Origin of the sequence: Streptomyces sp. NPDC085596, from assembly GCF_044541565.1 — a bacterium.
GTDB lineage: Bacteria > Actinomycetota > Actinomycetes > Streptomycetales > Streptomycetaceae > Streptomyces.
Map to the genome: position 1 here is coordinate 41,940 of NZ_JBITTC010000005.1, position 26,580 is coordinate 68,519.

At 72.5% G+C, this 26,580-nt stretch carries 24 protein-coding genes; 11 read left to right on the forward strand and 13 right to left on the reverse strand.

Translation table 11 applies throughout. The features are described from left to right. Positions 1–116 precede the first annotated feature (116 nt). Positions 117–1,271: a threonine aldolase family protein gene (locus tag ACIGA3_RS16285; RefSeq protein WP_399715567.1), complete on the forward strand. Its 1,155-nt coding sequence runs from the start codon at positions 117–119 to the stop codon at positions 1,269–1,271. A 12-nt stretch (positions 1,272–1,283) separates the two neighbouring features. Here the strand turns inward: ACIGA3_RS16285 and ACIGA3_RS16290 are convergent, their stop codons facing one another. Beyond that, positions 1,284–1,478 carry a hypothetical protein gene (locus ACIGA3_RS16290; protein WP_399715570.1) on the reverse strand — a complete coding sequence of 65 codons (195 nt, stop codon included), beginning with the start codon at positions 1,476–1,478 and terminating at the stop codon, positions 1,284–1,286. A 163-nt stretch (positions 1,479–1,641) separates the two neighbouring features. On the opposite strand from ACIGA3_RS16290, the gene ACIGA3_RS16295 reads away from it, so the two are divergent. Then, the gene (locus tag ACIGA3_RS16295) at positions 1,642–2,745 is read left to right on the forward strand and encodes a DUF5937 family protein (RefSeq protein ID WP_399715573.1); all 1,104 of its coding nucleotides are present in this window, start codon (positions 1,642–1,644) and stop codon (positions 2,743–2,745) included. A gap of 13 nt (positions 2,746–2,758) precedes the next feature. Here the strand turns inward: ACIGA3_RS16295 and ACIGA3_RS16300 are convergent, their stop codons facing one another. Both ACIGA3_RS16300 and ACIGA3_RS16305 read right to left on the reverse strand, forming a co-directional pair. Continuing rightward, a complete protein-coding gene (locus ACIGA3_RS16300; protein WP_399715575.1) occupies positions 2,759–3,430 on the reverse strand; it encodes a response regulator in 672 nt (223 codons plus the stop codon). Positions 3,431–3,490: 60 nt separating this feature from the next. Further along, complete coding sequence (locus ACIGA3_RS16305) at positions 3,491–4,696, reverse strand: sensor histidine kinase (RefSeq protein ID WP_399715578.1); 1,206 nt, start codon at positions 4,694–4,696, stop codon at positions 3,491–3,493. Positions 4,697–4,813: 117 nt separating this feature from the next. Between ACIGA3_RS16305 and ACIGA3_RS16310 the strand changes: the two genes are divergently transcribed. Next, complete coding sequence (locus ACIGA3_RS16310) at positions 4,814–5,809, forward strand: SAM-dependent methyltransferase (RefSeq protein ID WP_399715580.1); 996 nt, start codon at positions 4,814–4,816, stop codon at positions 5,807–5,809. Positions 5,810–5,830: 21 nt separating this feature from the next. Here the strand turns inward: ACIGA3_RS16310 and ACIGA3_RS16315 are convergent, their stop codons facing one another. The 3 genes from ACIGA3_RS16315 to ACIGA3_RS16325 form a co-directional block, all read right to left on the reverse strand. After that, positions 5,831–6,979, reverse strand: a complete 1,149-nt coding sequence (locus ACIGA3_RS16315) for an NADH-quinone oxidoreductase subunit D (RefSeq protein WP_399715583.1) — start codon at positions 6,977–6,979, stop codon at positions 5,831–5,833. Between the two features lie 90 nt (positions 6,980–7,069). Then, positions 7,070–8,392, reverse strand: coding sequence for a hypothetical protein (locus ACIGA3_RS16320; RefSeq protein WP_399715586.1), 1,323 nt, complete (start codon positions 8,390–8,392; stop codon positions 7,070–7,072). A gap of 95 nt (positions 8,393–8,487) precedes the next feature. Next, a complete protein-coding gene (locus ACIGA3_RS16325; RefSeq protein WP_399715589.1) occupies positions 8,488–9,615 on the reverse strand; it encodes an alpha/beta hydrolase in 1,128 nt (375 codons plus the stop codon). A 222-nt stretch (positions 9,616–9,837) separates the two neighbouring features. On the opposite strand from ACIGA3_RS16325, the gene ACIGA3_RS16330 reads away from it, so the two are divergent. The 6 genes from ACIGA3_RS16330 (at position 9,838) to ACIGA3_RS16355 (ending at position 15,013) form a co-directional block, all read left to right on the forward strand. Then, positions 9,838–11,652, forward strand: coding sequence for a phosphatidylglycerol lysyltransferase domain-containing protein (locus tag ACIGA3_RS16330; protein WP_399715592.1), 1,815 nt, complete (start codon positions 9,838–9,840; stop codon positions 11,650–11,652). Positions 11,653–11,790: 138 nt separating this feature from the next. Further along, positions 11,791–12,693, forward strand: a complete 903-nt coding sequence (gene folP, locus ACIGA3_RS16335) for a dihydropteroate synthase (RefSeq protein ID WP_399715595.1) — start codon at positions 11,791–11,793, stop codon at positions 12,691–12,693. After that, a complete protein-coding gene (locus tag ACIGA3_RS16340) occupies positions 12,690–13,229 on the forward strand; it encodes a nuclear transport factor 2 family protein (RefSeq protein ID WP_399715597.1) in 540 nt (179 codons plus the stop codon). Before folP ends, ACIGA3_RS16340 begins: the two co-directional genes overlap by 4 nt. A 269-nt stretch (positions 13,230–13,498) precedes the next feature. Next, positions 13,499–13,858: a dihydroneopterin aldolase gene (gene folB / locus ACIGA3_RS16345; RefSeq protein WP_350754840.1), complete on the forward strand. Its 360-nt coding sequence runs from the start codon at positions 13,499–13,501 to the stop codon at positions 13,856–13,858. Beyond that, entirely contained in the window at positions 13,855–14,466 is a 612-nt protein-coding gene (gene folK, locus ACIGA3_RS16350; protein ID WP_399715602.1) for a 2-amino-4-hydroxy-6-hydroxymethyldihydropteridine diphosphokinase, read from the forward strand. Before folB ends, folK begins: the two co-directional genes overlap by 4 nt. Before the next feature lie 58 nt (positions 14,467–14,524). Then, positions 14,525–15,013, forward strand: a complete 489-nt coding sequence (locus ACIGA3_RS16355) for a DUF3180 domain-containing protein (RefSeq protein ID WP_399715605.1) — start codon at positions 14,525–14,527, stop codon at positions 15,011–15,013. Positions 15,014–15,047: 34 nt separating this feature from the next. Here the strand turns inward: ACIGA3_RS16355 and folE are convergent, their stop codons facing one another. From folE to dacB, 6 genes are all read right to left on the reverse strand, one after another. After that, on the reverse strand, positions 15,048–15,653 hold the full coding sequence (gene folE, locus ACIGA3_RS16360) for a GTP cyclohydrolase I FolE (RefSeq protein WP_399715608.1): 606 nt from the start codon (positions 15,651–15,653) through the stop codon (positions 15,048–15,050). Between the two features lie 111 nt (positions 15,654–15,764). Then, complete coding sequence (gene ftsH / locus ACIGA3_RS16365; protein WP_399715611.1) at positions 15,765–17,804, reverse strand: ATP-dependent zinc metalloprotease FtsH; 2,040 nt, start codon at positions 17,802–17,804, stop codon at positions 15,765–15,767. Between the two features lie 194 nt (positions 17,805–17,998). After that, a complete protein-coding gene (gene hpt / locus ACIGA3_RS16370) occupies positions 17,999–18,559 on the reverse strand; it encodes a hypoxanthine phosphoribosyltransferase (RefSeq protein ID WP_350901074.1) in 561 nt (186 codons plus the stop codon). Between the two features lie 86 nt (positions 18,560–18,645). Further along, positions 18,646–19,740 (reverse strand): tRNA lysidine(34) synthetase TilS, encoded by a 1,095-nt coding sequence (tilS, locus tag ACIGA3_RS16375; RefSeq protein ID WP_399715613.1) that lies wholly within the window; start codon positions 19,738–19,740, stop codon positions 18,646–18,648. 205 nt (positions 19,741–19,945) lie between these two features. Beyond that, positions 19,946–21,082, reverse strand: a complete 1,137-nt coding sequence (locus ACIGA3_RS16380) for a zinc-dependent metalloprotease (protein WP_399715614.1) — start codon at positions 21,080–21,082, stop codon at positions 19,946–19,948. Between the two features lie 449 nt (positions 21,083–21,531). Next, positions 21,532–23,127 (reverse strand): D-alanyl-D-alanine carboxypeptidase/D-alanyl-D-alanine-endopeptidase, encoded by a 1,596-nt coding sequence (gene dacB, locus ACIGA3_RS16385; RefSeq protein ID WP_399716645.1) that lies wholly within the window; start codon positions 23,125–23,127, stop codon positions 21,532–21,534. 79 nt (positions 23,128–23,206) lie between these two features. Between dacB and ACIGA3_RS16390 the strand changes: the two genes are divergently transcribed. Then, a complete protein-coding gene (locus tag ACIGA3_RS16390; RefSeq protein WP_030811306.1) occupies positions 23,207–23,698 on the forward strand; it encodes an inorganic diphosphatase in 492 nt (163 codons plus the stop codon). Between the two features lie 117 nt (positions 23,699–23,815). Next, complete coding sequence (locus ACIGA3_RS16395; protein WP_399715617.1) at positions 23,816–25,474, forward strand: threonine/serine exporter ThrE family protein; 1,659 nt, start codon at positions 23,816–23,818, stop codon at positions 25,472–25,474. Between the two features lie 10 nt (positions 25,475–25,484). On the opposite strand, the gene ACIGA3_RS16400 is transcribed toward ACIGA3_RS16395, so the two are convergent. Continuing rightward, on the reverse strand, positions 25,485–26,498 hold the full coding sequence (locus ACIGA3_RS16400; protein WP_399715619.1) for a DedA family protein: 1,014 nt from the start codon (positions 26,496–26,498) through the stop codon (positions 25,485–25,487). Positions 26,499–26,580: the final 82 nt, after the last annotated feature.

Genomic DNA, 26,580 nt, shown 5'->3' on the forward strand with positions numbered 1-26,580 from the left:
TCATGTTAACGCTATCCGGCGCCACCGCCCCGGTTGTCCACAGGCTGTGGGCCATCACACCGGCCCGCGCGGAAACCGGATGCCCGCGCGCGGCCCGGCGCGGCATGATCCCCCGCATGAGCGACACGACCGAGGACGGACAGCAGCGGCCTTCGATACGGGAGCGGCGCCGGGCCGCCGTACGCAGCGCGCCACGCGTGCTCTCGCGCGGGGGCCGGCGCGGCACGCTCCGCGAAAGCCTGACGGCGCTGACGGAGGCGGCGCCCGAGGTGTACGACCTGGACGAACCCACCGACTTCTACGGCGACGGCGTGGTGGCCGCCCTGGAGCGCCGCGTCGCCGGCCTGCTCGGCACCGAGGCCGCCGTGTTCTTCCCGACCGGCACGATGGCCCAGCAGGTGGCCCTGCGCTGCTGGGCCGCCCGGACCGGGAACCCCGCGGTCGCCCTGCACGCCCTGTCCCACCCCGAGGTGCATGAACGCCATGCGTTCAGCCAGGTCAGCGGGTTGCGCCCAGTCATCGTGAGCCATGAGTCCCGCCCGGTGACGGCCGCCGAGGTACGCGACCTGGACGAGCCCTTCGGCGCGCTCATGCTGGAACTCCCGCTGCGCGACGCCGGGTTCCTGCTGCCGTCCTGGGAGGAACTGACCGAGGCCGTCGAGGCCGCGCGGGACCGCGAGGCGGTGGTGCACTTCGACGGCGCCCGCCTCTGGGAGGCCACCGAGCACTTCGGCCGCCCGCTGGACGAGATCGCGGCGCTGGCCGACAGCGTCTACGTGTCGTTCTACAAGTCCCTCGGCGGCCTGGGCGGCGCCGCGCTCGCCTGCCCCGCGAGCCTCGCCGAGGAGGCGCGCGCCTGGCGGCACCGGTACGGCGGCATGGTCTTCCAGCAGTTCCCGACCGCGCTGTCGGCGCTCGCCGGCCTGGAGCGGGAGCTGCCGAGGCTGCCCGAGTACGTACGGCACGCGCGCGTGGTCGCCGCCGCGCTGCGCGAGGGGTTCGCCGCGGCGGGGCTGCCGTGGGCGCGGGTGCACCCCGAGGTGCCGCACACCCACGACTTCCAGGTCTGGCTGCCGTTCGAGCCCGAGGTGCTGGCGGAGGCGGCGGTACGGCAGGCCGAGGAGACCGGCACGCTGCTGTTCGCCGACGCCTGGGACTCCCGCGGCCCCGGCCTCGCCGTCACGGAGACCGGCGTACGCGCGGCGGGGCTGGAGTGGACCGCGCGGGACGTGCGGGACGCGGCCGTGGACTTCGCCGGGCGGCTGGGCTGAGACGCAGCCCGGTCACGGCGTCCGGCGGGCCAGGATGCCCCTGAGGCGGCCGGTCGCCGGGCGTCCCGCGAGGACCGCGCGGAAGCGGCGCCGGTCGCGCGGGGCGCGCAGCAGGCCGAGGGTGCCGGCGCCGGGCTCGGGCGGCTCGGGCTCGCCGTTCCGGCGGGCTCGGTAGGTGTCGAACAGGTACTGCTGGGTGAGGCTCATGGCGGTCCGCCTTCTCGGGACGTGAACTGATCGCTGACCGATCGGGCTCCGCGGCTGCCCCGGTGGCCTCAACCCTGCTCCCGGCCCCCGCCGGACGTCTCCTGGATTGACGGCAGCCGTCAATCCAGGGGGCGTTGTCGGTGGTGGGGGGCACCATGGGGACATGAGCGTGACCATCGACATCAAGGGGCTCCCGGCGGAGCGCATCTCCGTGGTGCCCTCACCGCTGGCGGAGCTGGGGATGGCCCTGCACGCGCTCAGCGAACCCGGCCACCACCCGGAGCTCCAGGGCTGGGTGACCGCCGTCTCCAGCCGGCTGGACCCGTGCCTGGCGGACCGGCTGTGCGAGGCGGACTTCCTGTGGCGTACGACGTTCTCGGACGTGTTCGCCCCGTTCGCCGGACTCCCCGGCCGGCGCGGGCTGCCGGGCGGGACGCTCGCCGAGGAACTCGACCTGCTCGACAAACTGACGGACGAACAGTTCGTCGACGCAGCGCTGGAGTTCACCTGCCACTCCCACTACTCCCAGCAGAGCACCGGCCCGCTGGGGGACCCGGAGCTGCGCCGTCGCGCCCTGGACCTGGCCGCCGCGCGGGGTGTCGTCCAGGAGCGGTTCGCCCGGCGGCTGTTGGAGGACCCGCCCGCGGTCCGTGCCTGGTTCCGGCAGCTGGTGCTCGACTGCGACCAGGCGTTCTTCGCCGACACCTGGGCCCGGCTCCAGCCCCAACTGGCCGCCGACGCCCGGCACAAGACCGAACTGCTGCGCCACAAAGGGCCCGCCGAAGCTCTCGCCTCGCTCTCCGGCGCGGTGTCGCTGGACGAGCAGGCCGCGCTCATCACCATCGACAAGCTCCTGGTCGGCCGGGGCACCACCGCCGACGGCGGCCTGGTCCTGGTGCCGACCAGCCTCGGCTGGCCGCATGTGATGGTGCTGCACCGGTACGGCTGGCAGCCCGTGATCACCTACCCCGCCAAGGCCACCCGCCCCAAGGCGCCGACCGTCGAGCAGCTCACCCTCCGCATGGAGGCCCTCGCCCACCCGACGCGGCTGCGCCTGTGCCGCCATCTGGCCCGCGCCCCGCACAGCACGAGCGAGCTGGCCGACGCGCACGGCATGTCGGCGCCGGAGATATCCCGGCACCTGGCCGTGCTGAAGAAGGCGGGCCTGATCACCAGCTGCCGGCACGGCCGGTACGTCCAGCACCAGCTGGACCTGGCCGCCGTGTCCCGCCTGGGCAGCGACTTCATCGAGGGCGTACTGCGCTGAACCCGGCCAGGGCTCAGGGGTGGCCGCCCGCGCGGACCAGCCCGGTCTCGTAGGCGAGGACGACCACCTGGACGCGGTCGCGCAGGCCCAGCTTGGTGAGGATGCGGCCCACATGGGTCTTCACCGTGGCCTCGGAGAGGACCAGGCGGGCGGCGATCTCGCCGTTGGAGAGGCCCTGGGCGACCAGGATCATGACCTCGCGCTCGCGCTCGGTGAGCCGGGTCAGCTCCGCGTGCCGGGGCTCCTTCACGGCCGAGGGCAGCATCGGGGCGAACCGGTCGAGCAGCCGGCGCGTGGTGGAGGGGGCGACGACCGCGTCCCCGCTGTGCACCGCGCGGATCGCGCTGAGCAGCTCGCCGGGCGGCACGTCCTTGAGCATGAAGCCGGAGGCGCCCGCCTTCAGCCCGGAGAACGCGTACTCGTCCAGGTCGAACGTGGTCAGGATGAGCACCTTGGGCGGCTCGGGCTCCGCGCAGATGCGCCGGGTCGTCTCCACCCCGTCCAGCTTGGGCATGCGCACGTCCATCAGGACCACGTCGACGGGGGTGGTGCGCAGCACCTGGAGCGCCTCCACCCCGTCGCCCGCCTCCGCGACGACCTCCATGTCCGGCTGGGCGGCGAGCACCATCCGGAAACCGGTGCGCAGCAGCACCTGATCGTCGACGAGCATCACGCGGATCGCCATCGGGGTCCTCTTCCGTGTCCTTCTGCTGGTGTGCGGTGCGGGGGGCGTACGTGACAGGTGTCAGTGCGCCGGTTTCAGCGGGAGCAGCGCGCTGATGCGGAAGCCTCCGCCCGGACGCGGCCCGGCGTCCAGGGTGCCGCCGACCATGCCGATCCGCTCCCGCATGCCGATCAGGCCGTGCCCCTGGCCGTCCGCGCCGCCCTCCTCGTACAGCTCGTGCGGGGCGCCCTTGCCGTCGTCCTCGACCAGCAGGCCGAGCCCGTCGTCGAAGTACACCAGCCGCACGCTCGCGCCCGCCTCGGGCCCGCCGTGCTTGCGGGTGTTGGTGAGCGCCTCCTGCACGATCCGGTACGCGGTCAGCTCGACCCCGCTGGGCAGCGGGCGCGGGGTGCCCTCGATCTTGAAGTCCACGGGCAGCCCGGAGTCGCGGCACTGCTCGATCAGGTCGTCGATCTGCTCCACGTCGGGCTGCGGGACGTACTCCCCGCTCTCCTGGTGCTCGCCGGTGCGCAGCACGCCCAGCAGGCGGCGCATCTCGGCCAGCGCCTGGCGGCCGGTGGAGGAGATCGTCTCCAGGGCCTGGCGTGCCTGGTCGGGGGCGGCGTCGAGGACGTAGGCGGCGCCGTCGGCCTGCACCACCATCACCGAGACGTTGTGCGCGACCACGTCGTGCAGTTCGCGGGCGATCCGGGCGCGTTCGGCGGCGACGGCGACCTTGGCCTGCGCCTCGCGCTCCTTCTCCAGCCGGGCGGCGCGCTCCTCCAGCTGGGCGAAGTAGGCGCGGCGGGTGCGCATGGAGTCGCCGAGCACCCAGGCCAGCGCGAACGGCACCGTCTGGAACACCGCGAGCGCGATCTGCCCGAGCCCGCTGACCTGCTCGTTAGGCCAGCGCAGCTGCGCCAGCGACGCCGCGACCAGGCTGGTGGCGAGCGACAGCCGGGAGGCCCAGAGGGCGCCGGTCGCGGCGACCGTGTACGTGATCACCAGCATCGTGAAGTCGGCGACGAGCGGCTCGACGTCCAGGATGAGCTGCGCCAGCCCCGTGACCAGCACCGCGACCAGCATCAGCTCCGGCAGCCGGCGGCGCAGGGCCAGGATCACGCACAGCACGGTGGAGATCGTCCAGGCCGCGGCGAAGGAGCCGTGGTGGTGCGGGGTGCCGTCCACGTTCACCACGCTCACGCCGGAGAGCCCGAGCAGGACGACGGCCCAGAAGCAGTCGACCCACGTCGGGTGGCGGCGGAGGAAGTCATAGAGGCGCTGCACGTAATCAGCGTAGGGAAACCCGGTGTGCGCACGGGTCAGCCGAAGGGGCGATCCATGCCCGGCACACGTACGCCGCAAGGTGGATACCCCGGTCCTCTGTACGCCTAGGCTGACCCGGTGCGGGAGACAACAGAGCGCGGCTGGCGGGACGCGACCGAGCGGGCGCTGTACGGGCCCGACGGCTTCTACCGGCGTCCCGAGGGCCCCGCGGGTCACTTCCGTACCTCCGTGCACGCCTCGCCGCTGTTCGCCGCCGCCGTGGCCCGGCTGCTGTGCCGGGTCGACGTGGCCCTGGGGCGGCCGGCGGTGCTGGACTTCGTCGATCTGGGCGCGGGGCGCGGGGAGTTGGTCCAGGGGGTGCTGGCCGCGCTGCCTGCCGAGGTGGCGGGCCGTACGCGCGCGTGCGCGGTGGAGCTCGCGGACCGTCCTGAGGGCCTGGACGCGCGGATCGGGTGGCGGGCCGAGGTGCCCGGGGCGGTCACCGGGCTGCTGTTCGCCAACGAGTGGCTGGACAACGTGCCCGTGGACGTGGCCGAGGTGGACCGCGCGGGGGTGCCCCGGCTGGTGCTGGTCGCGCCGGACGGCACCGAGCGGCTCGGGGAGCCGGTCACGGGCGCGGAGGCGGACTGGCTGGCCCGGTGGTGGCCGCTGGCCGGCGAGGAGGGGCTGCGGGCGGAGATCGGGCTGCCGAGGGACCGGGCGTGGGCGGCGGCCGTGGGCCGGGTGGAGCGGGGCCTCGCGGTGGCCGTGGACTACGCGCACACCCTCGGCACCCGCCCGCCCTTCGGGACGCTCACCGGGTTCCGGGAGGGCCGGGAGACGACACCGGTGCCCGACGGGACGTGCGACATCACCGCGCATGTCGCGCTGGACGCCTGCGCGGCGGCCGGGAGCGGCTCCGGCACCCCGCGCCTGCTCACCCAGCGCGAGGCCCTGCGCGCGCTGGACCTCACCGGCGCACGCCCCTCGCTCACGCTCGCCACCACGGACCCCGCCGCCTACGTCCGCGCTCTCGCGGGCGCCGGTGCCGCCGCCGAACTCACCGCACCGGGCGGCCTCGGCGACTTCGGCTGGCTCCTCCAGCCGGCCGGCCTCCCCGAGGCGCCGCTGTGAGCCACTTGTCGCCGCTTGGCGCTATTTGTCGATGTCGCCCACCACGAAGAACAGCGACCCCAGGATCGCCACCATGTCGGACACCAGCGTCCCCGGCAGCAGCTCGCCCAGCACCTGGATGTTGTTGTAGGACGCCGATCGCAGCTTCAGCCGGTACGGGGTCTTCTCGCCCTTGCTGACCAGGTAGTAGCCGTTGATGCCGAGCGGGTTCTCGGTCCAGGCGTAGGTGTGTCCCTCGGGCGCCTTCAGCACCTTGGGCAGCCGCTGGTTGATCGGGCCGGGCGGCAGCTCGGCGAGCCGGTCCAGACAGGCGTCCGCGAGGGCCAGGGCGTTGTGGGTCTGCTCCAGCAGCACCTCGAAGCGGGCCAGACAGTCGCCCTCGGTCCGGGTCACGACCTTCAGGGTGTCCTGGAGCTGCCCGTAGGCGAGGTACGGCTCGTCGCGGCGCAGGTCGAAGTCGACGCCCGAGGCGCGCGCGATGGGCCCGCTCACGCCGTACGCGTGCACGGCCTCCGGGGTGAGCGCCCCCACGCCCCGCGTACGCCCCCGGAAGATCTCGTTGCCGAGCACCAGGTCGTCGAAGACGTCCATGCGGGAGCGGACGGCGGCGACGGCGTCCCGCGCGCGCCCGGTCCAGCCGTCGGTGAGGTCCTCCTTGAGGCCGCCGACCCGGTTGAACATGTAGTGCATGCGGCCGCCGGAGACCTCCTCCATCACGTTCTGGAGCACCTCGCGCTCCCGGAACGCGTAGAAGACCGGCGTGATCCCGCCCAGTTCCAGCGGGTAGGAGCCGAGGAACATCAGGTGATTGAGCACCCGGTTCAGCTCGGCGAGCAGGGTGCGGGTCCACACCGCGCGCTCGGGGACCTCCATGCCGAGCATGCGCTCGACGGCGATGACCACGCCCAGCTCGTTGGAGAACGCCGACAGCCAGTCGTGGCGGTTGGCGAGCATGATGATCTGCCGGTAGTCACGGGCCTCGAAGAGCTTCTCGGCGCCCCGGTGCATATAGCCGATCACCGGCTCGGCGTGCTGGACGCGCTCGCCGTCCAGCACCAGGCGCAGCCGGAGCACGCCGTGCGTGGAGGGGTGCTGGGGGCCGATGTTGAGCACCATGTCGGTGCTCTCGGCCGCGCCGCCGATCCCGACCGTGGTCTCCGTCGCAGTCATGCGTCCCAGTCTCCCCTACGCCTGCGGCGACAGGGGAAACCGGCGTTTGCACAATTGTGCGAGAACGATCTCGCCGGGCTGCCGCGCGGGTCAGGAGGCCGTGCTGCGCAGCCGCTCCACGTCGATGTGCTCGGTCTCGTCGTGCGCGGTGAGGTCGATGACCTGGCCCACGTCGTACGCGCCGGCGGGCTTGTAGCCGGACCCGGCGTCCGCCTTGTGCAGCGCGATGGCCTCCTGCCCGACCACGTCGGCCAGGTCCTCGTTGCGCACGTCCATCGCCTCCGACGTGTCCTTCTGGGTCCCGAAGAAGTCGAACCCGCCCTCGACCAGCGGGCGCCGCGCGGGCGCGGCCGGTACGACGGCGACGGCGGTCGGCACGGTGAAGTGCCCGGCGGGGCGCTGCCCGGTGGGCTGGGCGGGCACGACCGCCGTTTTGGTGGTCTCCCGGTCCGGGGTGTGCGCCTGCGCCTCCTCCGGGGCGGTCTCGTCCGGGGTCGTGTGCGCCTCGGTCACTTCCCCTTCCGCGTCCACGGGTCCCAGGCCCTCGGCGTCCGCCTCGGGTCGCTCAGCGGGCTCAGTGAACCCGGCGGGCGCGGAGTCGGTGGAGTCGCCGGGCCCGGTGGAGTCGCCGGCCTCGGTGCCCTCGCTGTCCGGGGCTCCTTTGGCAACGGCCTCCGCCTCGGTCTCCGCCGGCCCGGCCGTCACGCTCTCGCCGGTCTCCGGCTCGTCGGTCTCCGGCTCGTCGGTCTCCGGTTCCCCGGCCGCCCCCTCCAGGCGCGCCAGCGCGGTCGCGGCCTTCAGGAACAGCTCCGCGCGCCCGGCCGGGACGGCCGCCGCGGGCTCCGCCACCGGAGTCTCGACGGCCTCCTCCGCGGTGTCCGTGCCCGCCGTGTCCGCCGTGTCCTCTGCGGTTTCCGCACTCGGCGCGGGCGGCAGCGCGAGGGTGCCGGATTCCGGGGCCGCCTCGATCTCCAGCAGCCGCCGCCCCTCCAGGGCGGTGGCGCGCTCGGTCTCCGCGGTGGCGTACCGGCGCAGCAGGGAGGCGTGTTCGTTGCGCAGCCCGGCCAGTTCGGCGCGCTTGGCCCGCAGGCGCCCCTCCAGCTTGGCGCGCAGCTCGCGCGACTCCTCCAGGTCGGTCTCCAGTTCGGCGACCCGTTCGTCGTACCGCCATTCGTCGCTGACCCGCGCGCGCGTCAGCTCGGCGACCTGCTTGCCCGCCTGCGCGTCCCACTGGCGCATCACGGCCGCGCCGCCGACCGCCGTGAGGGCGGCGAGGGCGGCGAGCGCGCGCAGCACGCCGAGGCCGGAGACCACCCAGGAGGTCAGCGCGCAGACGACGGCGACACCGGCGATCGCGGAGGGAGGCAACAGCCGGTGCAGAGGCGGGGAATGGCGGTGGCGTCCACGTGGCATGGCCAGAAACTTACCGCGCGTAGGCACCTCATGGGCCCCCGAGGCGCAAAAACCCGGCCACAGCAAGGGCTTCACGGGGTTTCAGCACCCCGCGCTCAACGGTCGCTGAGCTGCCCGCTGAGCCACTGGAGGGCGGGCGGGACCTCGCGCCGCCAGGTGTTGAAGTTGTGGCCGCCGCTGTCGAGGATGATGGAGGAGATCCTGGTCCGGCCGGTGGCGCGCACCTCCTTCACGAACCTGAGGGTGTCCCGGTAGTTGTGTTCGCCGACCTTGCTGCTGGTGACCAGCAGGGAGGTGTCGGGCGCCGGCTCGTGCGCGAGCAGCCAGTGCAGATCGGCGTGATCACGCAGGCTGCGGTCGCCGTGGAAGAGGTCGCCGGTGGTGGGGTCGACGGGCGCGGTGTAGTACGCCGACAGGCCGGCACCGGCCGCATAGACGCCGGGGTGGCGCATGGCGAGCTTCAGGGCGCAGTAGCCGCCGGTGGAGTCGCCGATGATGCCCCAGCTTCCGGGACGGGCGCCGGCCCGGTAGTGCGCGAGGACGGCCTCGGGGAGGTCCTTGGCGAAGAAGGTCTCCGTCTGCGGGCCCTGGGGGATGTCCACGCACTCGGTGTCGCGCGGGGGCGCCACGGTGGGCCGCATCATCACCAGGATCATCGGCTGCGCCCGCCCGTCCTTGGCCAGGCCCCGCGCGACGGCCGGGTACTTGAGCTTGGTGACGAGGGCCTGCGCGGTGCCGGGGTAGCCGGTCAGCACCACCGAGACCGGGAACGTACGGGTGCGGAACCGGGGCTGGAAGTACTCCGGCGGCAGATAGACGTAGGCCGGGGTGGCGATGCGGGAGACCCGGCCGACGATGTCGACCTTCTGGACCTGACCCGCCACCGAGACCCGCGAACCGCTGTCGCCCGGCGGGGACTTGATGGAGACCACCTGGAGCGGGCCGCCCGCGCCGGTGGTGGCCGACTGGTCGACGATGACGCCCTGTTCGGTCTCCCGGCCGAGCAGGTCGTCCCAGCCCGCGTAGAAGCCGAAGGTCTGGTTGGCGGCCACCCCCAGGGAGCAGATGAGCGCCAACTGGGTGGCGAGCAGCAGGCCCACCCGGCCGCCGAGGGCGCGCCAGCTCCGCCGGGCCAGACGCGGCCACAGCCACAGCGTGGCCCCGAACAGCACCACGGCGACCGCCACCGCCAGCACCAGAAGTGAGTTGCTCGTGAGACCCATGGCTGTTCCTGCCTGCGCTTTCCGCCCCGGGCACCCATGCCGCAGCACGGATTTGCCCCAGGCTTTCCTGGACCTTTGACCCGACTTTCCGGAGCGGGAGGAACCTGTCTCCCCAAGACACCGTCCTAGAGGGCGCAATGTCACCGGATGCCCGATCGGCACCGGGTATCAAGGTCTCTCGCAGAACTACGGGATGCGATGTCTGTCAGGATAGATGGGGAATTGTCAGGCGGGGTTCCGCGGGGTTCGAACCGGGCGCGGCGCATACTGCGCGGCCCGCGTCCCGAGGCCGTCCCCACCCTGATGGGCCGGGCGTGCGCGCTCGTCGGCCTGCTCGACATCGCCGCGGGGGTGTTCCCGCGCTTCCGTCACAGCCGTATGCACGCCCTCGCCGAGGCGCTGCCCGGCTCCTTCGGGCCGTTCGCGGCAGCCCTGTCGCTCAGCGCGGGCGTGCTGCTGCTTCTGCTCGCGCACGGGCTCAAACGCCGCAAGCGCCGCGCCTGGCGGGCCGCCGTCGCGCTGCTGCCCGCCGGCGCGGTCGCCGAGTTCGTGTACCGGCACTCGCTGCTGGGTGTGCTCATCTCGATCGCGCTCCTGGTACCGCTGCTGCGCCACCGCACCGAGTTCGGCGCGCTGCCCGACCCGCGCAGCCGCTGGCGGGCCCTGGCCAACTTCGTCCTCATGAGCGCCGGTTCCCTCGTCCTCGGACTGGTCATCGTCAGCGTCCACCCCGAGCGGACCGTCGGCGACCCGAGCGTGGCCGATCGGCTGACCCATGTCGTCTACGGCCTGTTCGGCTTCGAGGGCCCCGTCGACTACCAGGGCAGCACCTCCTGGACGGTCGCCTTCTCCCTCGGCGCCCTCGGCTGGCTCACCGCCGTCACCACCAGCTACCTCGCCTTCCGCCCCGAACACCCCGCCGCCCGCCTCACCGAGGAGGACGAGGCGAAGCTGCGCGCCCTGCTGGACCGGCACGGCCGCCGCGACTCCCTCGGCCACTTCGCGCTGCGCCGGGACAAGGCCGTCGTCTTCTCCCCCAGCGGCAAGGCCGCCGTCACCTACCGCGTCGTCTCCGGCGTGATGCTCGCCAGTGGCGACCCCATCGGCGACGTGGAGGCATGGCCCGGCGCCATCGAGCGCTTCATGGACGAGGCCAAGGCCCACTCGTGGACCCCGGCCGTCATGGGCTGCTCGGAGACGGGCGGCGAGGTGTGGACCCGCGAGACCGGCCTCGACGCCCTGGAGCTGGGCGACGAGGCGGTGGTCGACGTGGCGGATTTCTCGCTCGCCGGACGCGCGATGCGCAATGTGCGCCAGATGGTCAAGCGCATCGAGCGGGCCGGCTACGACACCCGCGTACGGCGCGTACGTGACCTCTCCGGCGCCGAGCTGGAGCGGGTCCAGCGGGCCGCCGAGGACTGGCGCGGCACCGACAACGAGCGCGGCTTCTCCATGGCGCTCGGCCGCATCGGCGACCCCGCCGACGGCGACTGCCTGATCGCCACCGCCCACAAGCAGGACGAGACCGCGGGCCCCTACGGCGACCTCAAGGCGATCCTGCACTTCGTGCCCTGGGGCGAGGACGGCGCCTCGCTCGACCTGATGCGCCGCGACCGCCTGGCCGACCCCGGCATGAACGAACTCCTCATCGTCGCCGCCCTCCAGGCCGCGCCGAAGTTCGGCGTCACCCGGGTCTCGCTCAACTTCGCCATGTTCCGCGCCGCCCTCGCGCGCGGCGAGAAGATCGGCGCCGGGCCGGTGCTGCGGGCGTGGCGGGGGCTGCTGGTGTTCCTCTCCCGCTGGTTCCAGATCGAGTCGCTGTACAAGTTCAACGCCAAGTTCCAGCCCCGCTGGGAACCCCGCTTCGTGGTCTACCGCGCCTCCGCCGACCTGCCCCGCATCGGCTTCGCCGCCATGCAGGCGGAGGGCTTCGTCGACCTCGCGCTGCCGCTGCCGCGCTTCCTGCGGCGCCGCCGGAGCGCCGCCGCCCGGCCCTGCGCGCACGGCTCCCACGAGAGCGGCGTACGGGCGGCCTGACCCGGCCGGACCAATCCCGCGCACCTCGCGCGGACCGGCCCCGAGGCCCCGGACCGCCTTGCCGAGGCGGTCCGGAAGGGGCCCTTCCGTCCGGACCCGCGCACATTCGGCGTGCCCCTCGGGGCCTACGCTGAACGTATGAAGAACCTCAGCGGGCGCGGCGAAGTGGCGGGTCTTCCGACGTGGGACCGCTGCGCGGTCATGGGCGTCGTCAACGTCACCCCCGACTCCTTCTCCGACGGCGGCCGCTGGTTCGACACCACGTCGGCCGTCAAGCACGGGCTCGACCTCGCGGCCGAGGGCGCCGACCTGGTCGACGTCGGCGGCGAGTCCACCCGGCCCGGCGCCTCCCGCGTCGACGAGGCCGAGGAACTGCGCCGCGTGGTCCCCGTCGTCCGCGGACTCGCGGCCGAGGGCGTCACCGTCTCCGTGGACACCATGCGCGCCCGCGTCGCCGAGGAGGCCCTCGCGGCGGGCGCCGTCCTCGTCAACGACGTCAGCGGCGGCCTCGCCGACCCCGGGATGCTGCCCGTGGTCGCCCGGACCGGCGCCCCCTTCGTGGTGATGCACTGGCGGGGCCTGCTGGAGGGCGGCAACGTCCGGGGCGTCTACGAGGACGTCGTCACCGAGGTCTGCGACGAGCTGCACGCGCGCGTGGAGGCCGTGCTCGCGGCGGGCGTCGCCCCGGACCGCGTCGTCATCGACCCCGGCCTCGGCTTCTCCAAGGAGGCCGGGCACGACCTGGCCCTCCTCGCCCACCTCGACCGGCTGCGCGCCCTGGGCCACCCGCTTCTGGTCGCCGCCTCCCGCAAACGTTTCCTCGGCCACGTCCTGGCCGGCCCCGAGGGCGCCGCCCCGCCCGCCCGCGAGCGCGACGCCGCCACCGCCGCCGTCTCCGCCCTGGCCGCCCGGGCCGGCGCCTGGGCCGTCCGCGTCCACGAGGTCCGCGCCACGGCGGACGCGGTACGCGTGGCCCGCGCGATAGAGGGCGCCCGCACCGATCCCCCGACAGCCGAGGCCCTCACGGGGGACGCCCGGTGAGCGCCGCGGACGTCGATGTCGAAGAGGTGTCGGCCGCGAACACCTCCTACTACGAGGCGATGGAGCGCGGCGACTTCGAAGAGGTGGCAGGGCTCTGGCTGGCCCCCGCCGACCTGGGCGTCGACGAGGAGTACCACGACCCCGCCGACACCGGCGTCGTCTCCTGCGTCCACCCCGGCTGGCCGGTGCTCACCGGGCGCGGCGAGGTCCTCAGGTCGTACGCGCTGATCATGGCGAACACCGACTACATCCAGTTCTTCCTCACCGACGTGCATGTCTCCGTCACCGGGAACACGGCGCTGGTGAGCTGCACCGAGAACATCCTCAGCGGCGGGCCCGCGCCCGAGGAGGGCGAGGAGCTGGGGCCGCTGGTCGGGCAGCTCGTCGTCGCCACCAATGTGTTCCGGCGCACCCCGGAGGGCTGGAAGCTGTGGTCCCACCACGCCTCCCCGGTCCTCGCCACGGCCGACGAGGACGAGGAGAACGACGAGGGCGGCGACCAGGGCGTCGGCCCCGACGACGGCACGCTCGCCTGACCGGGGCTCCGCCGGGGGGGCGCGCGGGCGTGCGCCGTACCACCGGAACGTGGTTGGAATCACCTTCGCCGGGGTAAGTGCGGCTACCAGTCGACGGCACGACCGGTTCCCCCTGGGCAAACACCCGGTGAACCCTCCCGGTACCGGTGCCGGGCCACACCCCCGTGGCCCGGCCGTGTCCGTGCGCGCAGGTAGATTCGTCCAGGGCCGGTGTGCCGTCCGAGTGCGGCAGCGACCGGCCGTTCCCGACGATTGCAGGAGTGATTCGCGTGGATCGTGTCGCGCTGCGGGGCCTGAAGGCCCGCGGGCACCACGGGGTGTTCCCCAAGGAACGCGAGGAGGGCCAGACCTTCATCGTGGATCTCGTCCTGGGTCTGGACACCCGCCCCGCCGCGGCGGACGACGACCTCACGAAGACCGTGCACTACGGCATCGTGGCCGAGGAGGCCGTGGCCGTGGTCGAGGGCGAGCCGGTCAACCTCATCGAGACCCTCGCCGAGCGGATCGCCCAGACCTGCCTGAAGCACGAGGGGGTCCAGGAGATCGAGGTCCGCGTCCACAAGCCGGACGCCCCGATCACCGTCCCCTTCGACGACGTGACCGTCACCATCCTCCGGAGCCGAGCATGACCCGCCCCTTCACCAAGGGTCACAGCGACCCGACCGTCCAGCCGGTGCCCGCGTCCGTGGTCCAGAAGGTCGACGACGCCGACTCCACCCTGCACAACCCCCAGCGGGCCGTGCTCTCCCTCGGCTCCAACCTCGGCAACCGCCTGGAGACCCTCCAGGGCGCCGTCGACGCGCTGGAGGACACGCCGGGCGTCCGCGTCAAGGCCGTCTCCCCGGTGTACGAGACCGAGCCGTGGGGCGTCGACCCCGGCAGCCAGCCGTCGTACCTCAACGCGGTCGTGGTCCTGAAGACCACCCTGCCCCCGTCCTCCCTGCTGGAGCGGGCGCAGGCCGTCGAGGAAGCGTTCCACCGGGTCCGCGACGAGCAGTGGGGCCCGCGCACCCTGGACGTCGACATCGTCTCCTACGCCGGCCTCACCTCCGAGGACCCCCGGCTCACCCTCCCCCACCCGCGCGCCCACCAGCGGGCCTTCGTCCTCGCCCCCTGGCACGACGTGGACCCCGCCGCCGAGCTGCCCGGCCAGGGCGCGGTGGCCCAGCTGCTGTCGGCCGTCACCCGCGAGGGAGTCGCGCCCCGCGCGGATCTGGAACTCCGACTGCCCGAGTAGTCGTTAAGGTCGACACGACCACGGCCCGCACGGGTCCGGGGGGAGCTGAAGGGACACCGTGAAACAACTGCGCATCAGGGTGCTGGCAGGCGTGTTCGTCGTTGCCGGAGTCCTGTCCTGGGCGGGCGCCCGACTGTGGAACTCGTTCGGGACCCTGCCGGGCGTACCGGTGGCCGCGCCCATCGTGCTCGCCCTGATCGCCGTGGTCCTGTTCGCCACGGCGCTCTCCCTGCGCGCCCGCTTCAAGGCCCAGCGCGAGCGCCGCTCCGACGCCAAGGGCGTCGACCCGATGATGGCCGCCCGCGCGGTCGTCTTCGGCCACGCCAGCGCCCTGGTCGCCGCCCTGGTCAGCGGCGTCTACGGCGGCACGGGCGTCCTCCTGCTGGAGCTCCTCGACATCCCCGCCCGCCGCGACCAGGCCATCTACGCCGGCTTCGCGGTCCTGGCCGGCTTCGCCGTCATAGCGGCCGCCATCCTCCTCGAACGCATCTGCCGCCTCCCCGAGGACGACGACACCCCACCCACGGGCACGGAACCGGCGGCTTGAAGGCCGTCGGTCCCCATAGCCGAAGAAGACGCGGTCAGCGCGCCATGATGAGGCTCATCGCCTCGTTGCGGGTCGTCGCGTCCCGCAGCTGACCGCGCACCGCCGAGGTGATCGTCTTCGCGCCCGGCTTGCGGATGCCCCGCATGGACATGCACATGTGCTCGCACTCGATGACGACGATCACGCCGCGCGGTTCGAGTATCTCCATCAGTGAGTCCGCGATCTGCGTGGTCAGACGCTCCTGCACCTGCGGGCGGCGTGCGTACACGTCCACCAGCCGCGCGAGCTTCGACAGACCGGTGATCTTCCCCGAGACCGAGGGGATGTAGCCCACGTGCGCCACGCCCCGGAACGGGACCAGATGGTGCTCACAGGTGCTGTACACCTCGATGTCCTTCACCAGGACCATCTCGTCGTGACCGAGGTCGAACGTCGTCGTCAGCACGTCCTCCGGCTGCTGCCAGAGCCCGGAGAAGATCTCCCGGTAAGCCCGTGCCACCCGTGCCGGGGTTTCCAGGAGGCCCTCGCGGTCGGGGTCCTCGCCGACGGCTATGAGGAGCTCTCGGACGGCGTTCTCGGCGCGTTTCTCGTCGAACTCGCCGATGGTGCCGTCTCCGGCCAGCGTCACGGGGTCGGTCATGTGGTGCCTCGTTCCTGTGCGTCCAGCGCGCGGACATGGTGAAATGCCGCGCCCCCCAGGCTAGAACCCGGGGGGCGCGGCATACATTCCGGCCAGGTGGCCGAGGGAGCGTCAGCTCTCGGGACGGTCCTCGGGGGTCTGCTCCGTGACCGGGCCGTGCTCGGTCGTCGTGGACTTGACCGTGCTGATCGCGGGCGTCACGCCGTTCGCACCGTTGGTCAGTGCCAGCTCCTTGGGGGAGAGCACCGGCGGGCGGGTGGACGGCGTACGGCGCGAGGAGCCGGTCCAGGCCGGACGCGGCGGGCGCTTGTGGATCGACGTGAAGATCTCGGCGATCTCCTCCTTGCCCAGGGTCTCCTTCTCCAGGAGGGCCAGGACCAGGTTGTCGAGCACATCGCGGTTCTCGACCAGGATCTCCCACGCCTCGTTGTGCGCGGTCTCGATGAGCTTCTTGACCTCTTCGTCGACCAGCCCGGCGACCTCTTCCGAGTAGTCGCGCTGGTGGCCCATCTCACGGCCGAGGAAGGGCTCGCTGTTGTCGCCGCCGAACTTGATGGCGCCGAGCCGCTCGGTCATGCCGTACTGGGTGACCATCGCGCGGGCCACGCTGGTGGCCTTCTCGATGTCGTTGGCGGCGCCGGTGGTCGGGTCGTGGAAGACCAGTTCCTCGGCGGCGCGTCCACCCAGCATGTAGGCGAGCTGGTCGAGCATCTCGTTGCGCGTGGTCGAGTACTTGTCCTCGTCCGGGAGCACCATCGTGTAGCCCAGGGCGCGGCCCCGCGACAGGATGGTGATCTTGTGGACGGGGTCGGAGTTCGGTGAGGCCGCCGCGACCAGGGCGTGACCGCCCTCGTGGTACGCGGTGATCTTCTTTTCCTTGTCCGACATGATCCGGGTCCGCTTCTGCGGGCCCGCGACCACACGGTCGATCGCCTCGTCCAGCGCCTTGTTGTCGACCAGCTTCTGATCGCCGCGCGCGGTGAGCAGCGCCGCCTCGTTGAGCACGTTGGCCAGGTCGGCGCCGGTCATGCCGGGGGTCCGGCGGGCGACGGCGGCCAGGTCGACGTCGGGCGCGACCGGCTTGCCCTTCTGGTGGACCTTGAGGATCTCCAGGCGGCCCTGGAGGTCCGGCGGGTCGACCGCGATCTGCCGGTCGAACCGACCGGGACGCAGCAGGGCGGGGTCGAGGATGTCGGGCCGGTTCGTGGCGGCGATCAGGATGACGCCGCCCTTCACGTCGAAGCCGTCCATCTCGACCAGCAGCTGGTTCAGCGTCTGCTCGCGCTCGTCGTGACCGCCGCCGAGCCCGGCACCACGGTGCCGGCCGACCGCGTCGATCTCGTCGACGAAGACGATCGCCGGGGCGTTCGCCTTGGCCTGCTCGAACAGGTCACGGACCCGGGAGGCACCGACACCGACGAACATCTCGACGAAGTCGGAACCGGAGATCGAGTAGAAGGGCACCCCGGCCTCACCCGCGACAGCGCGCGCGAGCAGGGTCTTGCCCGTACCCGGGCGGCCGTACAGCAGCACGCCCTTGGGGATCTTGGCGCCGACAGCCTGGAACTTGGCCGGCTCCTGGAGGAACTCCTTGATCTCGTGGAGCTCCTCGACGGCCTCGTCACAGCCGGCGACGTCGGAGAAGGTGGTCTTCGGCGTGTCCTTGGTGATGAGCTTCGCCTTGGACTTGCCGAAGTTCATGACCCGGGAACCACCGCCCTGCATCTGATTCATCAGAAACAGGAACACGACCACGATCAGGACGAAGGGCAGCAGCGAGAGCAGCACGCCGACGAACGGGCTCTGCTTCGCCGGAGAGACGGTGTATCCCTCGGCGATCTGCTTGTCCTGGTACTTGTTCTGCAGGGTCTGGGCGAGTGCCACACCCTGGTCGCCGATGTAGCTCGCCTGGATCTTCGAGCTGTCCTTGACCTTGACGCCGTCCTTGAGCGTGACCTTGATGGTCTGCTCGTCACCAGTGGTGAGCTTGGCCGACTTGATCTTGTTGTCGTTGATCGCCGCCACGACCTGGCCGGTGTCCACCGTCTTGTAGCCGCCGGAATTGCCGACGACCTGCATCAACACGACCACGGCAAGGACGGCCAGCACGATCCACATGACCGGCCCACGGAAGTATCGCTTCACGTCCATCCATACGGAGCGGTGACGCCCCGTCCCTCCTGCCACAGTGAGTTTGATAAGACAGTTCTTCTGACGGTACCCCAGCCTCGACGTCCGCAGCCGCACTCGGCGGTCCGGACGGACCACGGCCCGTCTTCCAATGCTCCAACGTCGCGGAGCCCGCCGGGGTTCCCGATCTTCCCCGGCGGTGTGGCCCGGTCGGGTCAGCCGCCGTAGACGTGGGGCGCGAGCGTACCGACGAACGGGAGGTTGCGGTACTTCTCGGCGTAGTCGAGGCCGTAGCCGACGACGAACTCGTTCGGGATGTCGAAGCCGACCCACTCCACCTCGATGGAGACCTTGGCGGCGTCCGGCTTGCGCAGCAGCGTGCACACCTTCAGGGAGGCGGGCTCACGCGAGCCGAGGTTGTTGATCAGCCAGGACAGCGTCAGCCCGGAGTCGATGATGTCCTCGACGATCAGGACGTGCCGGCCCTTGATGTCGGTGTCGAGGTCCTTGAGGATGCGGACCACACCGGAGGACTGGGTGCCCGCGCCGTAGGAGGACACGGCCATCCAGTCCATGGTGACGGGGGTGGACAACGCCCGCGCCAGGTCCGCCATCACCATGACGGCGCCCTTGAGGACACCGACGATCAGCAGGTCCTTGCCCGCGTACTCCGCGTCGATCTTCGCGGCCAGCTCGGCCAGCTTCGCGTCGATCTCTTCCTTGGTGATGAGCACCCGCTGGAGGTCGGCACCCATGTCTTTCGCGTCCACCCGCATCACTTTCGGTCGTCCCGCACTTATGGCCGCGCCGGCGGCCACCGGCAGGCCCGGCCCTTCGGAGCCGGGCTCCGGGGGTCGGGATTTCAGCCTTGCCGAATCACCAGTCTGCCACCCTGCCGCCGGGCGACGACCTTGCCCGGCAGATTGATGGCTCCCTGGCCGCGCCAGCCGGTGATCAGGCGGTCCATCTCCTCGACGTGACGGGCGAAGAGGGAACCGGCCGGGGCACCGGCCTCGATGGCGGCCCGGCGCAGTACGCGGCGGCGGACGGCGGGGGGCAGGGCGTAGAGCTTGGCGCACTCCAGCACGCCCTCCGCGTCGCGTACGGAGGACTCGGCCTGGCCGGCCCAGGCGTCCAGGGCGTCGGCGTCGTCGCGCGAGAGCTGGGCGGTGCGGGCGAGCGCCTCCACGACGCCCTTGCCGAGCGCCTTCTCCAGTGCGGGCAGGCCCTCGTGGCGCAGCCGGGACCGGGTGTAGGCGGGGTCGGTGTTGTGCGGGTCGTCCCAGACGGGCAGGGACTGGACCAGGCATGCCTTGCGCGCGGTCTGCCGGTCCAGCTGGAGGAACGGGCGCCGGTAACGGCCGTCGGCCCCCGAGACCGCGGCCATGCCGGACAGGGAGCGGATGCCGGAGCCGCGCGCGAGACCGAGCAGGACGGTCTCCGCCTGATCGTCGCGGGTGTGGCCGAGCAGGACGGCCGCGGCGCCGTGCCGTTCGGCGGCGGCGTCCAGGGCGGCGTACCTGGCGTCCCGGGCGGCCGCCTCGGGGCCGCCTTCGCGGCCCACGGTGACGGCGACGGACTCGACGGGGGCGAGGCCGAGTTCGCGCAGTCTGAGGGCGACCTCGTCGGCGCGCAGGGCGGAGCCGGGCTGGAGGCCGTGGTCGACGGTGATGCCGCCGGCGCGCAGACCGAGGCGGGGGGCCTCGAAGGCGAGGGCGGAGGCGAGCGCCATGGAGTCGGCGCCGCCGGAGCAGGCGACGAGCACGAGCGGGGCGGTGGCGGGGGCGGGGCCCCGGTGGCGCTGCGCGGTGCTCGGGCCGTTGGTGCGGCGGGCGACGGCTACGGCGCCGTGGCCGTGGCCGGTGGTGCCGTGCTCGGCGGCCTGGCCGGTGGCGATGTCGTGGAGGACGCGGCGGACCGCCAGGCGTATCGCCGCGACCGCGGGATGGGGACCCATGTCCGGTTCCCTTCATGAAGTTTCGGGGGACGAGCCCGAAGTCCGGTCACTCAGAGTGCGTCGATGGTGACAGAAGCGGGCCCTTCCCCGAGCATTGCACGCCTACGCATGGCTGACGGTCCCTCGGACGGGTGATTGAGAGGGCGTTCGTCTGCCGTGGGCCGGATGTGTGACACGGTGTTCCGCGCTCGGGTCAGGGTTCAGGTCAGGGTTCGGTGGTGCGGTGCACGCGCGCGACCCAGCCGGCCGGGTCGGAGATCTCGGCCTTGGTGGGCAGGGTGTTGGGCGAGGTCCACACGCGGTTGAAGCCGTCCATGCCGACCTCGCCGACGACCGCGCGGACGAAGCGCTCGCCGTCGCGGTACTGGCGCAGCTTGGCGTCGAGGCCGAGGAGCTTGCGCAGCGCGAGGTCGAGGCGGGAGGCGCCCTTGGCGCGGCGCTGCTGGAACTTCTCGCGGATCTCGGCGACGCTCGGCACGACCTCGGGGCCGACGCCGTCCATGACGAAGTCGGCGTGGCCCTCCAGCAGGGACATGACGGCGGTGAGGCGGCCGAGGATCTCCCGCTGGGCGGGGGTCTGCACGAGTTCCACCAGGGAGCGTCCGCCGTCCTCCTGCTCGCCCTCGGGGCGGCCCCCGGCGAGCGACTGGGCGGCGTCGCGGATGCGTTCGAGGAACGTCATCGGGTCGACCTCGGTCTCCGCGAGGAACGCCTGGATCTCGCCCTCCAGGTGGTCGCGGAGCCAGGGGACGGCGGTGAACTGGGTGCGGTGCGTCTCCTCGTGCAGGCACACCCAGAGCCGGAAGTCATGGGGGGCGACGTCGAGTTCGCGCTCCACGTGGACGATGTTCGGCGCGACGAGCAGCAGCCGGCCGCCGCCGGGGGTGGTTCCTGACGGGAGGTCGGGGGCGGCCGGGGCGAAGGTCTCGTACTGGCCGAGGACGCGGGAGGACAGGAACGACAGCAGCATGCCCAGTTCGACGCCGGTCACCTTGCCGCCGACCGCGCCGAGGACGGCGTTGCCCGCGCCGGGGCCGCGCCGCTCCTGCATCTTGTCGAGCAGGGGCCTGAGCAGTTCGCGGAACCCGGCGACGTTGGCCCGCACCCAGCCGGGCCGGTCGACGACCAGCACGGGGGTGTCGTGGACGTCCCCGGTCCCCATGCGGGTGAAGCTCCGGACGTGCTCCTCGGAGACCTTGGCGTGCCGGCGCAGCTCCGCGACGACCGCCCTGGCCTCGTCCCGGCTGATCTCCGGCCCCGGCCGCACGAGCCGCGTCGCGGTCGCCACCGCGAGGTTCCAGTCGACCATCCCCTGAGAAGCGGTGCCACCGAAGCTCGTCATGCGTCAACGGTACGTGAGCCCCCGCCCTCCGGGCAGTCCGCGAACCGGGCCCGGCGGGCTGGCCGGGACGGCGGTGCCGACGCCACGGACAAGATGCCGACACCGGCCGAGCCCCGCCGCGTCCCGCGCGGGCGCCGAAGCGGGAGCGCGGCACGCGCCCCAGGCCGCGCGACGGTGCCGGGCACGGGCGGCCGTGGGGCGGCGCGGGCGCCGTGCGCGACCCGAAGGCGCCTCACCGCAGGGGCTGGCCCGCGCGAAAGTGGCGTCGGCGCCGACGCCGGTCGGCCGCTGCGCCGGAGCCGATGCGCCGTACCGACGCCACCCGCGCGGGACACGCGCAGGGTGGGCGACCGTGCCGAGGCGGCGAGCCGACTGCTCGCCCGGCGCGCTGAGACCGGTCGTCCCAGGCACCGGGCTCGGCACCAGCGACTCCGCCGGACCGCCGGAGGCTAGCCGCAGCCGCAGTTGGCCAGGGTCGTTGCCGTGTGGTCCAGCGCCGACTGGGCCGACTGGGGGTCGGTGGTGCCCGAGGTGAGGAAGGCGAAGGACAGGAGGCGGCCGTCCTTGGTGACGACCGTGCCGGCCAGGGAGTTGACGCCGGTCAGGGTGCCGGTCTTGGCGCGGACGACGCCGGCCGCGCCGCCGTCGGCGTAGCGCTCGGCGAGGGTGCCGGTGAACCCGCCGACGGGCAGGCCGGTGAGGACCGGGCGCAGGCCGGGCCGGGCGGGGTCGGCGGCGGTGGCGAGCAGGGAGGTCAGGAGGTCGGCGGTGAGCCGGTCGTCGCGGTCGAGGCCGCTGCCGTCGTGGAAGGAGGCGCCGCGCATCGGCAGCCCGAGCTTGGTCAGCCGGGCGGCGACGGCCTTGGCGCCGCCCGCGAAGCTGCCGGGCTGCCCGGAGGCGAGGGCGGTCTGCCGGGCCAGTGCCTCGGCGATGTCGTTGTCGCTGTTGGTGAGCATCCGCTCGACCACGTCGGACATCGGGGGCGAGGAGACGGTGGCGAGGGTCGCGGCGCGGCCGGTGGCCTTGGAGGGGCCGGGCGGTGTGGTGGTGACGCCCGCCTCCTTCAGGAAGCCCGCGAAGGTGCGGGCGGCCTCGGCGGCCGGGTCGGCGACGCGGGCCACGGGTCCGCTGCTGGAGCCGTCGGTACGGCCCTCGTCGGCGGTGAGGGCGCTGATGACGGCGACGTTGTCGTTGACGCCGATGGGGTGCAGGGAGGGGCCGGAGTAGAGCGTGGTGTCGTAGGAGAGCGTGATCTTCTCGACGCCGCGCTTCTTCAGCGCGGCGGCGGTGTCGGCGGCCAGGGTGCGCAGGCTCGCCCAGCCGCCGCTCGCCTTGTGCGCGGTGAGGGTGGGGTCGCCGCCGCCGACCAGGACGAGTTCACCGGTGTCGGGTTCGAGCGCGGTGCGGGTGGTGAGGCGGTGGTCGGGGCCGAGCGCGGACAGCGCGGCCACGGCGGTGGCGATCTTGGTGGTGGAGGCGGGCGTGAACGCCTGGCCGGAGTGGGCCCCGTACAGGCGGGTGCCGGTGGCCACGTCCACGACGGCCGCGGCCTGGCCGTCGCCGAGGGCGGGGTCGGCCAGCAGGGGGTCCAGGACGCCCGCGATGCCGCTGGGCGGGACCTTCTGGGACTTCGCGGGCTCCGCGACGCCACCGAGCCCGCGCAGCACGGGCGGGGCGCTCGGCACGGCGCCGGCACCGCCCGCCTGGGCCGTTCCGCCGTCGTGATCTGCGCCACGTGCGAGCGTGAGGGCGACCGCGTGGTCCCGCTCCGCCGTACGCTGACCCGCGCCGTCGAAGGGGCCGGCGACAGCCACCGCGCCGACGGCCAGCGCCAGTCCGGCGGTGGCCGCCGAGGCGGTGTAGGGCCAGGTCCGCGGGGGCCTGGGACCGGGTCGGCCGGGTCCGGGCCGCATGGCGTTCGTCAACCGCGCAAGACGCGGTTTCGCGACGGCCGCCGCGTGCGCCAGACTCGGTCGTAGGGCGTCCGTGAGCCGCTTCACATGCGGTCTCGCGGACCGCAAAGGTCCCAGCTCCGGCACGACCACCAGCCCCTTTCGCACTCACACACCTGCGTGAGGGACACTTAACCACCAGAACTGTGCGCTGATCATGGAGGAGTCACCGGTGGAGTTCGACGTCACGATCGAGATCCCGAAGGGTTCGCGGAACAAGTACGAGGTGGACCACGAGACCGGTCGGATCCGCCTGGACCGTCGCCTCTTCACCTCGACCGCCTACCCGACCGACTACGGATTCGTCGAGAACACGCTCGGCGAGGACGGCGACCCGCTGGACGCGCTCGTCATCCTGGACGAGCCCACGTTCCCCGGCTGCCTGATCCGCTGCCGCGCGATCGGCATGTTCCGGATGACGGACGAGGCCGGCGGCGACGACAAGCTGCTGTGCGTCCCGTCGACGGACCCGCGCGTGGAGCACCTGCGCGACATCCACCACGTGTCGGAGTTCGACCGTCTGGAGATCCAGCACTTCTTCGAGGTCTACAAGGACCTGGAGCCGGGCAAGTCGGTCGAGGGCGCCAACTGGGTGGGCCGCCAGGAGGCCGAGGCGGAGATCGAGCGCTCCTACAAGCGCCTGGAGGAGCAGGGCGGTCACTGACCTGCCGTTCCGTGCTGAGCGGGCCGTGCCACCCCAGTGGGGGTGGTGCGGCCCGCTCGTGCTTTCACGCGCATACTGAGGCGTAATCGGAAGGTGCCATTCAGGGAGCGGTGCGAGGTGTCGGAGGCGGAGGACCGCAAGCCCCGGTCGGACGAGGCGCGGGCCGCGTACGACCCGGAGATCACGTCCGAGTTCGCCATTCCGGAGGGACTCGCGGTCGCCAGGACGAGCGGCGAGTCGGAGACGACGTCCGAGTTCTCCGTGCCCAGGGGGCTGGAGGGGGCGCAGCCGGAGGCCGAGCCGGAGGGCTCGGCGTTCAACATGCCGCCCACGTACAGCGTCAAGGACGCGCCGTCCGCGTTCACCCCCGCGGCGGGCGTCCCGATGATCACGCTGATCACGGACGCGCCCTGGCAGGACCGGATGCGCACGATGCTGCGCATGCCGGTGGCCGAGCGTCCGGCGCTGGAGCCGGTGGTGCGCGCCGAGGACGAGGGCCCGGCGGTCCCGCGCGTGCTCGACCTGACCCTGCGTATCGGGGAGTTGCTGCTCGCGGGCGGTGAGGGCGCCGAGGACGTGGAGGCCGCGATGTTCGCGGTGTGCCGGTCCTACGGGCTGGACCGCTGCGAGCCGACGGTGACCTTCACGCTGCTGTCGATCACCCATCAGCCCTCCCTGGTGGAGGACCCGGTGACGGCGTCCCGGACGGTCCGCAGGCGCGGCACCGACTACACCCGGCTGGCGGCCGTCTTCCGGCTGGTGGACGACCTCACGGACGCCGAGGCGCACGTCTCCCTGGAGGAGGCGTACGGCCGGCTGGCGGAGATGCGCCGTAACCGGCACCCCTACCCCGGCTGGGCGCTGACCCTGGCGGGCGGGCTGCTGGCGGGTGCGGCCTCGGTGCTGGTCGGCGGTGACGTGATCGTGTTCATCGCGGCGGCGCTGGGCGCGATGCTGGGCGACCGGCTGGCGTGGCTGTGCGCGGGGCGCGGGCTGCCGGAGTTCTACCAGTTCACGGTGGCGGCGATGCCGCCCGCCGCGATCGGGGTGGCGTTCTCGCTGGCGCACGTCGACGTGAAGGCGTCCGCGGTGATCACCGGTGGACTGTTCGCCCTGCTGCCCGGAAGAGCGCTGGTCGCGGGCGTGCAGGACGGTCTGACGGGCTTCTACATCACCGCCGCCGCGCGGCTGCTGGAGGTCATGTACTTCTTCGTCGGCATCGTCATCGGCGTGCTGACGATCCTGTACTTCGGGGTGCAGATCGGCGGCCAGCTGAACCCGGACGCGGCGCTGAACATCTCGTCCCGGCCGGTGGTCCAGATCCTGGCGTCGATGGTGCTGTCGCTGACCTTCGCGGTGCTGCTCCAACAGGAGCGCTCCACCGTGCTGTGGGTGACGCTCAACGGCGGTGTCGCCTGGTCGGTGTACGGCGCGCTGCACTACACCGCGGGCATCTCGCCGGTGGCGTCCACGGCGGTGGCGGCCGGTCTGGTGGGCCTGTTCGGGCAGTTGCTGTCGCGGTATCAGTTCGCGTCCGCGCTGCCCTTCACCACGGCCGCGATCGGCCCGCTGCTGCCCGGTTCGGCCACGTACTTCGGCCTGCTGTCCATCGCGCAGAGCGAGGTGGACAAGGGGCTGGTGTCGCTGGCCAAGGCCGTGTCACTGGCCATGGCCATCGCCATCGGGGTGAACCTGGGTGCCGAGATCTCCCGGCTCACCCTGCGGATCGGCTCCGCGGGCAAGCGCCGGGCGGCCAAGCGGACCAGGGGCTTCTAGGGGTCCCGCCCTACTGGGGGCGGTGGCCGCCCTGGTCGTACCCGTAGGGGTAGGGCTGCTGGGGCTGCTGCGGCTGCTGGGGGCGGCCGTAGCCGTCGTACTGCGGCTGCTGCGGCTGCTGGGGCTGCGGCTGCTGGCCGTAGTACGGGTCCTGCTGCTGCCCGTAGCCGCCCTGGCCCTGGTCGGGGTAACCCTGGCCGCCCTGGGGCTGGTTGCCGTAGCCCTGCTGCCAGTGCTGCTGCTGGGGGTGCTGCGGGGCGGCCTGCTGCTCGTACGGGCGGCCGTACGGGTCCTCGTAGGGCTGGTCGGGCTCGATGCGGCGGAGCTGGGTGGTGGCGTCGTCCATGGCCGGGGCCTGCGGGTGCTCGTGCCGGGGCTGCTCGGGGGCCTCCCGCTCCGCGCGCTTGTTCTTGCCGCGGGCCCGCAGGAACTCGATGGCGATCGGGACCACCGAGATCAGGACGATGAGGATGAGCATCGCCTCGATGTTGTTCTTGACGATGCCGATGTTGCCGAGCCAGGAGCCGAGGAGCGTCACCCCGGCGCCCCACAGGACGCCGCCGATGACGTTGAAGATCAGGAACGAGCGGTACCGCATCCCGCTGACGCCCGCGATGATCGGCGTGAAGGTGCGCACGATGGGCACGAAGCGGGCCAGCACCAGGGACTTGGGGCCGTACTTCTCGAAGAACTCGTGCGCCTTGATCACGTTCTCCTGCTTGAACAGGCGCGAGTCGGGCCGGTTGAACAGGGACGGGCCGACCTTCTTGCCGAACATGTAGCCCGCCTGGTCGCCCAGGATCGCGGCGACGCAGATCAGCGCGATGGCACCCCACAGCGGGAAGTCCAGCTGGCCGGAGGTGATCAGCAGTCCGGCGGTGAACAGCAGCGAGTCGCCCGGCAGGAAGAAGCCGATGAGCAGGCCGGACTCGGCGAAGACGATGAGCAGCAGACCCCAGATGCTGTAGGTGTTCAGCAGATAGTTGGGATCGAGCCAGCTCGGGCCGAGGGCGAGTGTCATCACGGGTCCGGGCTCCTGAGGGGGGAAGAGGGCGGCTACGGCGTCCATGTGCGGCCGCCCAAACTATCAACGCGTCACGACCGGC